The 13,810-nt window shown below is 33.6% G+C and carries 16 protein-coding genes and 1 pseudogene; 4 read left to right on the forward strand and 13 right to left on the reverse strand.

Going from position 1 to position 13,810, the window contains the following annotated elements; all coding sequences use genetic code 11:
- Window position 1: 1 nt before the first annotated feature.
- Both QRY57_RS14305 and ppaC read right to left on the reverse strand, forming a co-directional pair.
- Window positions 2-451: a DUF6884 domain-containing protein gene (locus tag QRY57_RS14305; RefSeq protein WP_286015331.1), complete on the reverse strand. Its 450-nt coding sequence runs from the start codon at window positions 449-451 to the stop codon at window positions 2-4.
- A 240-nt stretch (window positions 452-691) separates the two neighbouring features.
- On the reverse strand, window positions 692-1,624 hold the full coding sequence (gene ppaC, locus QRY57_RS14310) for a manganese-dependent inorganic pyrophosphatase (protein WP_286015332.1): 933 nt from the start codon (window positions 1,622-1,624) through the stop codon (window positions 692-694).
- A gap of 181 nt (window positions 1,625-1,805) precedes the next feature.
- Between ppaC and QRY57_RS14315 the strand changes: the two genes are divergently transcribed.
- Window positions 1,806-2,612 carry an alpha/beta fold hydrolase gene (locus QRY57_RS14315; RefSeq protein ID WP_286015333.1) on the forward strand — a complete coding sequence of 269 codons (807 nt, stop codon included), beginning with the start codon at window positions 1,806-1,808 and terminating at the stop codon, window positions 2,610-2,612.
- A 33-nt stretch (window positions 2,613-2,645) separates the two neighbouring features.
- Here QRY57_RS14315 and QRY57_RS14320 read toward each other — a convergent pair.
- The 3 genes and pseudogenes from QRY57_RS14320 to QRY57_RS14330 all read right to left on the reverse strand — a co-directional run.
- A pseudogene (locus tag QRY57_RS14320) lies at window positions 2,646-2,861 on the reverse strand (alanine:cation symporter family protein); the annotation flags it as partial.
- A gap of 244 nt (window positions 2,862-3,105) precedes the next feature.
- Window positions 3,106-3,414, reverse strand: a complete 309-nt coding sequence (locus tag QRY57_RS14325; protein WP_286015334.1) for a YxcD family protein — start codon at window positions 3,412-3,414, stop codon at window positions 3,106-3,108.
- Window positions 3,402-3,851 carry a hypothetical protein gene (locus QRY57_RS14330; RefSeq protein ID WP_026591020.1) on the reverse strand — a complete coding sequence of 150 codons (450 nt, stop codon included), beginning with the start codon at window positions 3,849-3,851 and terminating at the stop codon, window positions 3,402-3,404. Before QRY57_RS14330 ends, QRY57_RS14325 begins: the two co-directional genes overlap by 13 nt.
- Before the next feature lie 273 nt (window positions 3,852-4,124).
- Here QRY57_RS14330 and QRY57_RS14335 point away from each other — a divergent pair, with 273 nt between their 5' ends.
- Window positions 4,125-4,889, forward strand: coding sequence for a DUF1836 domain-containing protein (locus QRY57_RS14335; protein ID WP_090689717.1), 765 nt, complete (start codon window positions 4,125-4,127; stop codon window positions 4,887-4,889).
- 40 nt (window positions 4,890-4,929) lie between these two features.
- On the opposite strand, the gene QRY57_RS14340 is transcribed toward QRY57_RS14335, so the two are convergent.
- Window positions 4,930-6,060, reverse strand: coding sequence for an HD domain-containing protein (locus QRY57_RS14340; RefSeq protein WP_286015335.1), 1,131 nt, complete (start codon window positions 6,058-6,060; stop codon window positions 4,930-4,932).
- A 335-nt stretch (window positions 6,061-6,395) separates the two neighbouring features.
- On the opposite strand from QRY57_RS14340, the gene uptA reads away from it, so the two are divergent.
- Window positions 6,396-7,001, forward strand: coding sequence for an undecaprenyl phosphate transporter UptA (uptA, locus tag QRY57_RS14345; protein ID WP_026591023.1), 606 nt, complete (start codon window positions 6,396-6,398; stop codon window positions 6,999-7,001).
- A gap of 72 nt (window positions 7,002-7,073) precedes the next feature.
- Here the strand turns inward: uptA and QRY57_RS14350 are convergent, their stop codons facing one another.
- Window positions 7,074-7,553: a DinB family protein gene (locus tag QRY57_RS14350; protein ID WP_286015336.1), complete on the reverse strand. Its 480-nt coding sequence runs from the start codon at window positions 7,551-7,553 to the stop codon at window positions 7,074-7,076.
- Between the two features lie 159 nt (window positions 7,554-7,712).
- Here QRY57_RS14350 and QRY57_RS14355 point away from each other — a divergent pair, with 159 nt between their 5' ends.
- Complete coding sequence (locus tag QRY57_RS14355; protein ID WP_090689726.1) at window positions 7,713-7,937, forward strand: hypothetical protein; 225 nt, start codon at window positions 7,713-7,715, stop codon at window positions 7,935-7,937.
- A gap of 63 nt (window positions 7,938-8,000) precedes the next feature.
- Here the strand turns inward: QRY57_RS14355 and QRY57_RS14360 are convergent, their stop codons facing one another.
- The 6 genes from QRY57_RS14360 to QRY57_RS14385 all read right to left on the reverse strand — a co-directional run bounded on the left by QRY57_RS14360 (window position 8,001) and on the right by QRY57_RS14385 (window position 13,747).
- Window positions 8,001-8,528, reverse strand: a complete 528-nt coding sequence (locus QRY57_RS14360; RefSeq protein WP_286015337.1) for a GNAT family N-acetyltransferase — start codon at window positions 8,526-8,528, stop codon at window positions 8,001-8,003.
- A 150-nt stretch (window positions 8,529-8,678) separates the two neighbouring features.
- Complete coding sequence (locus QRY57_RS14365; protein WP_286015338.1) at window positions 8,679-10,301, reverse strand: peptide ABC transporter substrate-binding protein; 1,623 nt, start codon at window positions 10,299-10,301, stop codon at window positions 8,679-8,681.
- A gap of 39 nt (window positions 10,302-10,340) precedes the next feature.
- Window positions 10,341-11,342 carry a C40 family peptidase gene (locus QRY57_RS14370; protein WP_286015339.1) on the reverse strand — a complete coding sequence of 334 codons (1,002 nt, stop codon included), beginning with the start codon at window positions 11,340-11,342 and terminating at the stop codon, window positions 10,341-10,343.
- A 78-nt stretch (window positions 11,343-11,420) separates the two neighbouring features.
- Complete coding sequence (locus QRY57_RS14375; RefSeq protein ID WP_286015340.1) at window positions 11,421-12,470, reverse strand: dipeptide epimerase; 1,050 nt, start codon at window positions 12,468-12,470, stop codon at window positions 11,421-11,423.
- A gap of 68 nt (window positions 12,471-12,538) precedes the next feature.
- A complete protein-coding gene (locus tag QRY57_RS14380) occupies window positions 12,539-12,865 on the reverse strand; it encodes a DUF3870 domain-containing protein (RefSeq protein WP_286015341.1) in 327 nt (108 codons plus the stop codon).
- A 129-nt stretch (window positions 12,866-12,994) separates the two neighbouring features.
- Entirely contained in the window at window positions 12,995-13,747 is a 753-nt protein-coding gene (locus tag QRY57_RS14385; RefSeq protein ID WP_286015342.1) for a serine hydrolase, read from the reverse strand.
- Window positions 13,748-13,810: the final 63 nt, after the last annotated feature.

Consider the following 13,810-nt stretch of genomic DNA (forward strand, 5'->3'; position numbering starts at 1 on the left):
ACTAAATCTCGTTATGATTTTCAACCGCACATTTCAACCTCTGCAACATATATCCAATCCCTTTACATCCCTCTAGCGGGTAAGAAATAATCTCTTCTGGATATAATTTTGTTACTACTTTTTTATGTTTCTTTCCTGCAAGCAGGACAATTTCATCAAAATTTAGCAGCTCTTTATCAATCATCTGTTTTTTTAATTGTTCTATACGAATAATTTCATCACTATTTGAATCAAAAGCAAGATCATAGTTTTTTTCTATTATATCAGTTGGTAATAAAAATCCATGTTTAGCTGATAAAATAACCCAGTGTGTAAAAAATTGAGAAGCATATGCTTGGCATGCTTTTCCGAATGGACTAATGTATACACCCTTCGCTTCTGTTGGTCCCTTATCAGGGTACTTATCCCAAATCTTCTTTTTCCCACATGGAATTATGCATAGTCTTGTCATTATTACGTTCTTTCCCCTCTTCTCTTTCAATCCCATAAAATCTACTTCATAATAAAATCATAGCATTTTTCATTCACGGATAAAAATAGTCAGTTTTTCTTTTCTACCTAACCAAGTTCTATTTTTTCTAAATGAAATAGGAAAAGAACAGACCTTGATATCCGAAATTTTATCCTTCCTAAAAACAAAAAAGAACAAGCAGACTGTATATCTGCTTGTTCTTTTACATCCAAAGTACTCTTATAGAGCTTGGAACGTTTCTGTTAATACAGGAACGATTTGTTTTTTACGAGACACAACACCTTTTAAAGTTGCTGTATTGTTTTCTAACGTTACGTTGTATGCTTTCTCAACAACATTCACTGCTTTACCGATTGCAAGACCAACTGAATCGTTCGTTAAGATATCAGTTACAACGAATAAGAATAGGTCTAACCCTTTTTCTTCTACTACTGCAGAAATTACCTTTTCTAATTCCGCTTGGTGTACAAGAACGTCGTTTGTATCAACAGCGTTTACTTGTGCAATTTCAACTTTTGCATCGCCCATTTGGAATTCTTTTGCGTCAAGTGAGATTAATTGCTCCATTGTTTTACCGCTTAAATCTGCACCAGCTTTTAACATTTCTAAGCCATAGCTTTCTGCGTCAACACCAGCGATTTCCGCTAATTCACGAGCTGCCGCTACGTCCTGTTTTGTGCAAGTTGGAGATTTAAATAGTAAAGAATCTGAGATAATTGCAGATAACATTAAACCTGCAACCTCTTTACGAATTGCAACGCCATTTTCTTTGTACATTTTGTTTAAGATTGTAGCTGTACAACCAACTGGCTCACAACGATAGTATAAAGGATCGCTTGTCTCAAAGTTTGCAATACGGTGATGATCGATAACTTCTAACACACGAACAGATTCGATATCGTTAGCACTTTGTTGACGTTCATTATGGTCAACTAAAATAACGTTGTCCACTTCGTTTGCTACTGTCTCAACAAAACGCGGCCCTTCTACTTTAAAATGATCTAACGCAAATTGAGTTTCACCGCTGATTTCACCTAAACGTACAGGCTCAGCATTCATTCCTAATTCTTTTTTTAGCTCTGCATAAGCAATTGCAGAACAAATTGCATCTGTGTCTGGGTTTTTATGCCCGAAAACTAGTACTTTTTCCATGATTTCCACCTCTTCATGAAAAGGATATCTTAAAGAAGCAAATATGACAATATTTTAAACACATTTTTTATAAATAAAATCAAGTTTTTATCATATTCACAAAAAACATCCCTCTTCTCCTATATTAAAAGGAAAAAAATTTGGAAAAACGAATAAAATCATGAAAAGGAGGTTTATTATTATGCCTATTATAAAGCTTGAAAATGGTGTTGAATTATATTACGAAGAACAAGGAAAAGGTACACCTATTCTTTTTCTCCACGGTGTTTGGATGAGCAGCCGTTTTTTTCATAAACAAATTCCTTATTTCAGTGAAAAATATCGTGCGATCTCGATTGATCTACGAAGTCATGGGCGCTCTCCTCATATTGAAACTGGACATACAATTGCAAACTATGCCCATGATGTACACGCTTTTATAGAAAGCTTATCATTAAAAGATGTTATCTTAGTAGGTTGGTCGATGGGAGCATTTGTTGTATGGGAATATATAAAGCAATTTGGAGAACAAAATATTAAAGGTTCTGTTATTATAGATGAATTAGCGTCTGATTTTAAATGGCCTGATTTCCCTATTGGTGCCTTTGATTTCGCAACACTCATTCACTTCATGAGAGAAGTTCAAACAAATCAAGCGGAGTTTCTAAAGGGGTTTATCCCTCTCATGTTTAAAAATCCTCTTTCTACAGAAGATGCAACTTGGATGCTTGAAGAAGTAACAAAAGTTCCAGCTTCTATTGCGAGTGCTATTTTGTTTGATCAATCTGTTGTTGATTACCGTGAAGAATTAAAGTCAATTACCAAACCAACTTTACTTTGCTTTGGTAGAGAAGAAAAATTAATTCCAGTAGCTGCGGGCGAACATCTGCATGAACATATCCATAATTCTAAGCTTGTTATTTTCGAAAACAGCTGTCATTGTCCATTTCTAGAAGAAACTGATCATTTTAACAATGTGCTTCATTCTTTCTTCCAATCACTTTTATAATCATATATTTTAAAACAGAAGGGATTTTCAGAATCAAAACTTTACACTTTGATCAATCGTAACTTTTTCCTTAGCACTATTTCTTTCTAGTTCTTTACATTTTTCTTCCCAAAATTCAATGCCTTCACATCCTGCTTTTTTCTGACTTTCATAATCCTTCAACATTTTTTAAGCAGATTTTATTAAAAGTAAATTTGCAAGAAAGTTAAGTTAAGCCATACTTCCTATCCTTCAATCACCAAGATTCCATCAAAAAAGCAAAGGCATTCACCTTTGCTTTCTTTTCCTTCCTTATAGATGCTCTAAATAATTATTTGTAGCCTTCCCCATTGGATCTCAGTATAATACCCATCTGTAATTGCAACATACCTAAAGGTTCATAAGCATAAAAAATGAATTCGATCCTCTCCGCTTTCAAGTTCCAGGTTTATTTCATTTTAAAATATACATACTAAAAAAGAGCTGGCGAGATTACTCTCAACAGCCCTCTTTATTACTCATCCGAGTTATTTAAAGTCGCTAATGCGAAAATACCTTCATCATCATCTAATTCAAGTTGTAATCTTGCTGCAAATGGATTGATATTGTATTCCCTATCAAGCCATAAGCGAAGTGCTTCAATTAAGTTTGCTTGAATTAAAATTTGCTGGCGACCATTTACTTCTACTTCAGCAGAAAAACCATAGTCATCATCATACATCAATTCAACTAAAACTGCTTCTGGACCAACTTGACGCTTTTCTGCAATATATACACATAGTGCATTTATAAGCTCTTGTTCAGAGATTTTTATCGTTTCCATACTGCTTCTTCCGCCTGTTTCTTACGTTGATTTTTGAAATATTTAAATGCTCGAATCGCTAACATGACGATACCAGCCATTACTAACATATTTACCATGAACGCTAACACAGAACCAAGTGCTCCCATGTTTGCAAATAAGCTTCCCATTAATAAACCACCAAGACCACCTAGTAATAAACCTTTCATAAAGCTTCCTTTATTACTCTTTGGTGCTGTGTTTGATGCTTTTGTTTTTGAATCAGGGTTTGTTTTCTGTGCATTCACATTAGAATCTTTTTTGTTTAAATCCACTTTCGAATTCTGTCCTGAACTTGGTGTAAATGATTTTTTACCTGATTTGTAACTCTTCGCTGCTGCATGATCTACGAAAACAAAACTGCTAGCTCCAAAAACAACCATAAATGCAGTCATTACTGTAACGAGTTTTTTCAACATAGTATATCCAGTCTCCTTTTACTATAGATATATGTGAAATCTATCTTTCTCTAAAATAAGAATGATAGATTTATTTTAAAGTTAAATAAAAAGTTCTTATGAACTTATTATATGAACTTTTGTTGAAATAAGCAAGCGTTATTTACTTAACTTTATTAATAATTTAAAAAAACTTAAGTTAACAGGAAAAATAAAGAAAAACAGAATTGACTTTACAAGCAACTAAACATAATATAAGTTCATAAGAACTTTTATAATTTTGGAGGTGAAAAGATGGAAACATTTCATCTCACACGAAACGAAATGGCGACGCTCCTTCTTTCTCTTAGAGGATGGAATACAAAAAGGCCTCTCGTTATTTTGCAAGAAGCTTGGGCAAAGTCACATAAAAAAGATATTGAGTGTGGTCAAAGTGTTACAGCTTTTATTACAACCGCTCTTTCACCTATTTTTGAAAAACTAATTAAAATTGAAGATACAGATATTGGTTTTTCATTAAATGAGATTGTTGCGCTTGGTAATCAAATTGAAAACACCAGTTTTTCGGTAACAGCTATGCAAAACTGGGTAAAACGAGATATAAAAGAAATGATCGGTTCACCACAAAAAGGAAAAAAATATTCAATTGAACAAGCAGCATTATTATTTATTGTAGAAGATTTGAAAACTGCACTAGACTTTGAATCTATACGTAAGTTATTAAGACTTATTGTAAATGATCCAGCCGATCGAAGTGATGATTTAATTAATCCTGTTCATCTATACGTTGCTTACTCCTCTTTATTTGAAGAGTTGAATCAGGGTGGTTGTTTACAATTAAACGCGACTGATACCATTCGTACAATTGAAAATATTGTAAAAGAAAAAGCAGATAAAATCGCAAGTAAATTTGACCAAATCAACAATGAACAACGGGAAGCCATTCGTAATGCGATTATTATCGCAACGCTCTCTGTACATACCGCATATGTACAAATGTTGGCAAAACGCTATGTATCGGCAACATTATTTCTACAAAATTTAGATGTGAAACCATAAAAAAGAGGAGCGAAATTCGCTTCTCTTTTTTTCTTTCTTATTATAAATAGTACATATACTCTCTTTTTGGCAAAGCGACCATTTCTTGAATGTATTTGGATAGCTCTAAAATATCCATGGAATGCGAATTTTTATTTATATAAATACCACCTATGTATGAACTATACCCTTTCTTTTCCTTCATAACTTCCGATATATATCGAACTTCTTTTTTATAACATGCAAAATCACCTTCTAATCCCGATTCCCAATCTAAACTTCGTGATTTTGAAAGATATAATTGAGATAACTCTGCTAATTGCTCATGTTCCGATACTGCAAAATACTTCATTTCATTTAAAATAACCTCATCAACTAAAGGGACAAAATCTTTTACTTCTAATTCTTTTTCTCTTTTTTGAAAAAAGTTTTGTAATAGTGGGCTATAAAATGAAATGTTATCTTCTTTTATCTTCTGAAAAATAAGTTGAAATAATAAATCTTTTCCCACTACAAATGGATGACCAAATCCATTATGATAAAGAGCGCTTTTCACCTTTACTAAATGCTCTATATACGGTACTCCAGATTCTTCAATGACAAGCTTTTGATTCACCATACGCATAGTAGAAATGAGTTTCTCAATTGGAATTCTTTCTACTTGTAGTGATGAATAATATAAATCACGATTCCAAAAATCAAGCTGATCCATACCCAATGAACAAAACAAGAGTTCATCGATAATTGGAAAACTATTTTCTTCTGACAAGGCTTTGATTACATCTTCTAATAAATTAGGTGTCCGTTCTAAGATAGTACGTACATCTCTATCTTCTTGAATAATCTGTATCGTCCACTCACCATGATCTTGACCAGATATTCGTTGGAAGCAATGTGAATATGGACCATGCCCAATATCATGAAGAAGAGCTACTATAGAAACAACTTTCTGCTCATATTCTGTCAAATCAATGTCACTGATTGTAGTAAGATGCGTTATAACTTTATTTACAAGTACATATACCCCTATAGAATGTTCTATCCTTGTATGTGTTGCATTCAGATGTAAATAATATGTATGTCCTTGCTGTTTAATATGAGCCAATCTTTGAAATGCTTTTGTCTTTATTAATTCAATGATATCTCTATCTTGAATCGAAACCCTTCCATAAATTGAATCTGTAATCTGCACAGTTTCCCCCTCCTCAAATAATAAAATTTCTATTATATTATATCGAATTTTCTGTTTATTTAAAACTTCATTCTCCTTCAAGTATGAGAAATTTTTAATATACTTTTTATTGTCTCTTCATGAAATTCCAATTTGTATACCTTACTATAAAGATTAGAAACAGGATCGTACTAACACTATCTTTCACAAATACGTAAAAACCTTAAAATAGCTATACGGTAAACGTTTGATGTATAATTTATATATGAGAAATCAATTATATATTATTTCCCTAAACAGTAAGTGGCATTTCACCTCTTACAATTTTTAAAAATTTATGGACTAGAAGGTGCAACATGTTAGGTAGTTTTATTCATTCCGTATTATCATTTTTAGAAGGCCTTGGTTATTGGGGCGTTATGCTTGGACTTATGATTGAGATTATCCCAAGCGAAATCGTTCTCGCCTATGCAGGTTATTTAGTATTCTCAGGAAACATCTCATTTGTAGGAGCCGTTGTATTTGGTACGATTGGTGGTGTTATCGCCCAAATCTTTATTTATTGGATCGGGCGTTACGGGGGAAGACCTGTACTAGAGCGCTATGGTAAATACATTTTCATCCATAAAAAACAAATTGATGCCGCAGAAGCATGGTTTAACCGCTATGGAACCGGTGTTATTTTCACAGCACGATTCATTCCAGTCGTTCGCCATGCCATTTCGATCCCTGCCGGAATTACTAAAATGTCACCTATACGCTTTATTACACTTACAGCTCTTGCAATTATTCCATGGTCTATCATCTTTATCTATTTAGGCGAAAAGCTAGGAGAAAATTGGGGTAATATTAACGAAGTAGCTGGACCATATGTGACATCGTTCGCTATTGGTGGAGTCATATTAATTGTTTTATATTTCACTTTAAAAATATGGTTTAAAAAACGAAGAAAACTTGGTTAAATGAATCACTTAAGATAACGACTTAAAAAACACCATCAACTGAATTGATGGTGTTTTTAAGTCGCTATACTTTTATAATTGAATCTGGTTACTTTCTAAAAAATCAATGATTTCTTTTTTATGCTTCAAATCATGTTGAACAAGAATCAAAAAATAATCATTTAACTTCATACTTTCTTTTCCGAATTGATAATCATTATTAAAATTTTGACCAGGAATCTCTTTTATAAGACTGACTAAACGCTCTCTTGTAAGAGCAAATTGATTAATTATCCCAACTTTTGAAATACCAGATCTTGCATATTGAATAGCACTATTATTCATTTTCTCGACATCATTTGAAACATTCGGTAGGCTTTCTAAATGTATGAAATAAGATACCCTATGTTGAATTAAAAACTCGTCCCAAATTATAAAATGCGAAATAACATCTGCAATTCCCCAGGAACCATTTCGAAATGCTTTAAACCATATATCATCAGGTAAACTCTTTAATCCCTTGCACCATTCTATTAAACTTAACTTTTCCTTCAAAATAGATTCTTTACTCATGAGCCTCTCCTTGTTCTTTAATTTTCATTACCATATGTCATTCACATCGACTTATTCTAGACCGTATAAGAAAATCCTCCTGCATTAAGTAAAAGCAAACGGATAAGCAACCATTCCTTTCCTAAGTTCGTATATTATCGTAAAAGGAGGAATTTACACATGCATTGGCAACAAAAAGTTCAATATTTAATCGGTAAGCCTGTCGGAGTTTCTTTAGTAAACGGTCAAGGAACATCTGGAGTCTTATGTGGTGTACACGGTGGACATATTTATTTGTATGAATACTTATATCAAGCGCAATTTGCAATGAAACATTATGATTTTAGACAAATTCAAGATATACATCCTTTTCCAAATTGTCCACAACAAAACCCTTTATATTAAAAATAGGAGCAGCTTCAAAAAGCTGTTCCTGTTTTTATGTTTGTCCTACATACTAATCAATTTTTATTGAAATACATTCTTAAATTCATAATATGATAATTGACGTCCATCATAATCTACATCGTGCGTGTATGTAAATCCAATCTTTTCTAAAACATTCTTCGATTTCTCATTTGTACTTTTAATTCTGGCGATTAATTTTTGAACCTTCAAATCATGAAATACATATTGAATCGATGCATGAGCAGCCTCTGTAGCAAACCCGTTTCCCCAAAACTTCGGATCAAGAAGGTACATAATCTCCACATCTCTTGTTTCATCGATATATCTTAAACCACAATGCCCCACTAGTTCTCCCGTTGTTTTATGAAATAGGAACCACACACCAAAACCATTTTCAGTCCAATGTTCTATGATTTTTCCAACATACTGCTTGGCTTCTTCCCTTAACATCCCTCTAGATACTGCAAGCCATCTACCAACTTCATCGTTTTTCACAATTTGATGGAATGCATCAATATCTTCTAAAGTAGGTCTTCTCATTAAAAGTCTTTCTGTACGAATTGATTTGTCATTGACCTGGATTGACATATTCTCTTCCCCTTCATAATAAGTTTACTTCGTTAAATTATATCATGAATTTTCTTTCATTTTATATTATAAATCCTAAAACAACGATATATATTTATAGAAAAAACAGACTATCGTTCAACCGAAGTCTGTTTTTTCTATACTTCATTTTTATTTTTTCACATCTGCCCATTTCAAGCTAGTTGCTGGCCCAAATTGATGTACATATAAATCTTTTACATATGGCTTTTGTAAATAAGATAATCCTCGCTGGAACACCGGTGCAATTACCGCTTCATCAAGTAGCATTTTTTCTGCATCTTGCATCGCTTTCCAACGTGCCTTTTCGTCATTTCCTAATTCCATTTTTATCTTTTTAATTAATGCATCATATTCTGGATTGGCATAGCCTGTATTATTGACGCCACTTTCTGAAATAAATACTTCTAAGTACGTCATTGGATCTGGATAATCCGGTAACCAACGTGATAATGACATTTCATATTCTTTCTTTTTCTCTAATGCTAGTTTCTGAGCGTGTGGTTGTAACTTCACTTTCACGGTTAATCCTGGTAAGTTTTTCTCCAATTCTTCTTTAATAAATTCTCCTACTTTTTTAAAGTTATCTAAATCATAGTTTAGCATTTCTAACGTAACTTCATTCATTCCTGTTTCTTGCTTCGCCTTTTCCCAATATTCCTTTGCCTGTTTTACATTCGTTTTATTAAACTCTGTCGTTGTTTCCCTGAAATCTTTTTTATCCGGCCCTTTCAAGAAGCCATTTGGAACGTAGTAGTTGGCAGGTACTGATCCATCGTTTAAAAATGAAGTCGCAAGTCCCTTTTTATCAAAAGCCATACTAAGTGCAAGACGAGCATTTTTATTTTTTAGAATTGGCACGTTTTCATTAAAACGAAAGAAATACATAACCGGATCTGTATATTGTTTTAATTCTTTATCATTTTTATATTTATCAACAAATTCTGTCGAAATAACTGCACGGTCAATTTTATCTGTTTGATATAGATTTACTACCGTCGAAATTTCTTTAACAATTTGGTAATTTACTTCATCTAATTTCACTTCTTTTTTATCCCAATATTGATTGTTTTTCTTCATAGTGAAACTTGCTTCATGCTTCCATTCTGACAATGTAAATGGCCCGTTATATAGAGTTGTATTCGCTTCCAAACCATATTTATCTCCTTGTTTTTTTGCGTACTTTTCGTTAATTGGATAAAAGGATGGTAAACAAAGTAATTTTGTAAAATACGGGACAGCATGTTCTAACTCTACAGTAAACGTTTTATCATCTTGAGCTTTTATCCCTAATTCATCCAGCCCCATTTGCTTCTTGTTTATCTTTTCTGCATTTTTCACGTCATACATGATATATGCATATTCAGAGCCAGTTTCGGGATTAACAAGCTGTTTCCAAGCATATACAAAATCATGTGCTGTTACAGAATCACCATTAGACCATTTCGCATCACGTAAATGAAATGTATATGTTTTTCCATCTTTACTAACCTCATACTTTTGTGCAATACCAGAAATGACCTCATCGTTTTTTGAAAGTCTAAACAATCCTTCCATTACATTATTTAATACATTAAATGCAACAGCGTCCGTTACTTTTAAGGAATTTAATGATGGAATTTCTCCTGTCTCAGTTAACTGCAATATTTTCTTCTCTTCTTTTGGTTTTGTAGTCGTTTTTTCTTTTCCACAACCAGCTAAAAATGAAGAAAGTAGTAACGTACTAACAAATGAAAAACGAACAACTTTGTTCATTCGAAAACCCCCTTGTATTATTGTTCTATTACTCTCTTATTAAGGTAAATAACGACGTGCTCCTGCATATTCTTCAATGTAACCCGGGGTGTTTACAGGAATAATTTCAACTGTTTTTGCTGCATTTGGAGAATGAATCATTTTTCCATCTCCAATATACATGCCCACGTGATGAACACTCCCTTTTCCTTGATTGTACGCAAAGAATATTAAATCACCTTTTTGCAAGTTTTCTCTTTCAACAGCAATCCCCGCTTTTGATTGTGGACCTGAATCCCGCGGAATTGTGATACCATGTGATTTGTAAATCGTATGTGTGAAGCCCGAACAATCAAATCCAAAACCACTTGTTCCAGCCCATATATACGGTAACCCTAAAAATAGTTTCCCTGTATTCACTAAATCATCACCCGTTGGAATAGGAATATCATTTTGTGATTTATATACTTTTCCGTCATTTTTCCGTAACCATGCTTTTTGTCCGTTTGGTAATAATACTCGATACGACATATTATCTTCACTTATTAGTGGTAAACGTGTGTTATAACTAACCTCTAAAGATTTATATTTATCAGATGGATTAATGTATAAAATAGCTGTCGGCTTTGTAATTAGAACGAATGGTTGCTCCTTTTTTTCTGCAAATTCTTGATTGTAGGTTAGCTGTTTTACTGGAACCCATCCTGGATAACCAGCCTCATTTCTTGGCGTTGGCTGACCATGAACAACTACTTTTGCCCACTCACCTTGCCGATCAATGATTGTTACTTCCTGCCCCAATAAAGCTTGTGTTTCTAATTTATTTGTACTTGTTAACCAAAGCTTTTCATCAAGCGTCATTGATTTCGTCCATTTCCATAAATCAACAGGATTCGTTGCACTTGGCTCGTCAATAGGACGAAGCAAATTGGGCCCAGTCCATAATGTTGCAGCCGCTACATCTACATATGCTTGATTACCTTTTACCTCTTCAGCATTCGCTACAGAAAAAGATGAAAATACTAACAAGCAACTAAAAAACATAGTAATGACTTTCCTCATAAACACATCCCCCTTTTATTAATATTTCTCCCTGTTCAAAAAAATCGTGACTTCAAAGAAAACCCTTCTGCTGGAATTTTATTTTATATTCACTGCATGATACAGGTTTACCTTTGGTCCGTTATATGTGATTCCGCTCGGCTCTTCCATTAACCATAAAGGAGCATCAAGATCAAAGTAATGAATATTTGGATGAGCGGCTGCTACATGTGCAATTGCTGTTACGGAAAGCGATGATTCCATCATGCTGCCAACCATACATTTTACACCGGCAGCGCCGGCGATATCAGCAATCTTCCACGCTTCCCGTATCCCGCCGCATTTCATTAATTTAATATTTAATAGATCAGCATACTGTCCTTGAACAAGCTTTAAAGCGTCCTGCGCTGAGAAAACACTTTCATCAGCCATAATTGGTGTTTGTACATGATCTTTTACATATTTCATTCCTTCCCAATCTTTCGCATGAACGGGTTGCTCTACAAATTCTATATTTAATTTTCTATTTTCCATTTCCCGAATAATCGCGACAGCTTCTTTTGGACTCCAACCTTGATTTGCATCTAAGCGCAAAGTAACATCCTTCGGTACACTATTTCTAATTGCTTCAATACGCTCTAAATCCAGATCGGCTGATTTACCAACTTTAATTTTCAATATGTGAAATCCTTTTTCTACATGATTTTTTGCTTCTTTGACCATTAATAAAGGCTCATCAACACTTACTGTAATGTCTGTTCGAATCTCTTTCTTTCCACCAAGTAACGCATATAATGGCATATTATGAAGTTGACAATATACATCATATAACGCCATATCTACCGCTGCCTTCGCACTCGTATTTCCTACACAGCTCATTTGAATTTGTAACAGTAATGTTTGAAATTGCTGCAATTCTTTCCCGATTAATACAGAGCGAATCGGTCCTAAAATAGCCTCTTCCATTCCACTCGCAAAGTCCCCAGTAATAACTGGAGTCGCAGCTCCAGCTCCTTTTCCTACAATACCTTTATCTGTGTGAATAAAAACATCAATACTTTCAATTTCAGTTACAGTGCGCAATGCTGTTTTAAACGGTGTATGAAGCTTGATATAGCGCCGTTTTAACGTTAGATCCATGATTTTCATTTTCATTCATCCTTTCTGTCCAATAAAAAAATCCAGCCATAAGAACGACTCTTATGGCTGGATTTTGTCTATGAATGTGTAGACAAAGCAGCGATTTGATTATATTTTTTTTGTGCATCTTTTAATGCTACAAGCAATGCTTTTTGAGAAGATCCGAAATACCGATTTCTAATCTCTTCTACTAATTGTGGGTCATTCATATTTCTATGTAAAAATAAATGTTTTACAAATTGGCTCGTTAATGCAATGGTTGCTGAACAATCCGCATCCACAATTTTCCCTGTATCTTTTTCTACAACAAACGCAACAAAGTAGCTTTTAAACTTTTCTGTAATAGGATTATTTTGAGGTGCTTTAGCGTCCCCTTCGATGTAAATCGTATTAGAAGCATACACATATATCTTCCTTTCCTATACGAGGATAACGGTTTTCTTAACAGTCGAATAAGCTAAAGACTCATCGTTAATTAAGAAATGTATCCGTTTACTGTATATTATATACAATTTACAGAATCTTAACAATATTTATTTTAGTAAATATTGTACAATTAAACTTCCAATCTCTGAAAATATATAATTCGTATGATGTACACATTCAACATTTGAACTTAAAACAGCTACATATACTATTCGGTTATTTATGTCCAGTCTTGCAGCATCATGTGTAACAGTTTGCAGTTCTCCCGTTTTGTTCGCTGTTAAAAGCCCTTTAACCCTCTCTAACTTCCCACATAATTTATAGGTAAATTGTTGATTTTGAAGTGGTTTATAAAACTGTTCTTCGTTTTCATAGTACTTTAGTAAAGATACAATATCTTCAGCTGTTGTGACATTATCCTTTCCCGGTTCCTTAGGTGCTTGCATCATATATCGTTGTAGTTTCGTCCCATTTAACCGTAGTGAATCAATATGTCTTTGAATATGATTCATTTTCAACTTATTTATAAGCCAATTCGTCGCAGTGTTATCAGAAACTGTAATCATCAATGTAATAAGATCTTGTATCGTTATATTTGGTGTACGTAATGAAGCAACTATACCGCTTCCTCCAGTTTTTTCAAGAGATGCAATAGAAATTAACTCATATGAATTTAAAATACCCTCCTTCATCGTTTCTATAGCATATGAAAGAATAGGTAACTTAATAAGGCTAGCTGACGGATGAATCAATTGTTCATTGTACCGATACATAATTTCCCCTTGTACCATGACACTTACATCTCCATTTATACTTTTAATTTGTTTCTCTAATTCATATATAAAGTCTGTTTTTTTCATATTCCCCTCTCCTTTTTGAAAATTATAACAACAAAAACTGTTCGCAGTTATCGATATATCCAT

Origin of the sequence: Bacillus arachidis, from assembly GCF_030285945.1 — a bacterium.
Taxonomy (GTDB): Bacteria; Bacillota; Bacilli; order Bacillales; family Bacillaceae_G; genus Bacillus_A; species Bacillus_A arachidis.

Bases quoted from the DNA above. Each gene is read 5' to 3' on its own strand.
- QRY57_RS14305 (WP_286015331.1), bottom strand. From the start codon at position 451: ATGACAAGACTATGCATAATTCCATGTGGGAAAAAGAAGATTTGGGAT.
- ppaC (WP_286015332.1), bottom strand. From the start codon at position 1,624: ATGGAAAAAGTACTAGTTTTCGGGCATAAAAACCCAGACACAGATGCA.
- QRY57_RS14315 (WP_286015333.1), top strand. From the start codon at position 1,806: ATGCCTATTATAAAGCTTGAAAATGGTGTTGAATTATATTACGAAGAA.
- QRY57_RS14325 (WP_286015334.1), bottom strand. From the start codon at position 3,414: ATGGAAACGATAAAAATCTCTGAACAAGAGCTTATAAATGCACTATGT.
- QRY57_RS14330 (WP_026591020.1), bottom strand. From the start codon at position 3,851: ATGTTGAAAAAACTCGTTACAGTAATGACTGCATTTATGGTTGTTTTT.
- QRY57_RS14335 (WP_090689717.1), top strand. From the start codon at position 4,125: ATGGAAACATTTCATCTCACACGAAACGAAATGGCGACGCTCCTTCTT.
- uptA (WP_026591023.1), top strand. From the start codon at position 6,396: ATGTTAGGTAGTTTTATTCATTCCGTATTATCATTTTTAGAAGGCCTT.
- QRY57_RS14350 (WP_286015336.1), bottom strand. From the start codon at position 7,553: ATGAGTAAAGAATCTATTTTGAAGGAAAAGTTAAGTTTAATAGAATGG.
- QRY57_RS14355 (WP_090689726.1), top strand. From the start codon at position 7,713: ATGCATTGGCAACAAAAAGTTCAATATTTAATCGGTAAGCCTGTCGGA.
- QRY57_RS14360 (WP_286015337.1), bottom strand. From the start codon at position 8,528: ATGTCAATCCAGGTCAATGACAAATCAATTCGTACAGAAAGACTTTTA.
- QRY57_RS14365 (WP_286015338.1), bottom strand. From the start codon at position 10,301: ATGAACAAAGTTGTTCGTTTTTCATTTGTTAGTACGTTACTACTTTCT.
- QRY57_RS14370 (WP_286015339.1), bottom strand. From the start codon at position 11,342: ATGAGGAAAGTCATTACTATGTTTTTTAGTTGCTTGTTAGTATTTTCA.
- QRY57_RS14375 (WP_286015340.1), bottom strand. From the start codon at position 12,470: ATGAAAATCATGGATCTAACGTTAAAACGGCGCTATATCAAGCTTCAT.
- QRY57_RS14385 (WP_286015342.1), bottom strand. From the start codon at position 13,747: ATGAAAAAAACAGACTTTATATATGAATTAGAGAAACAAATTAAAAGT.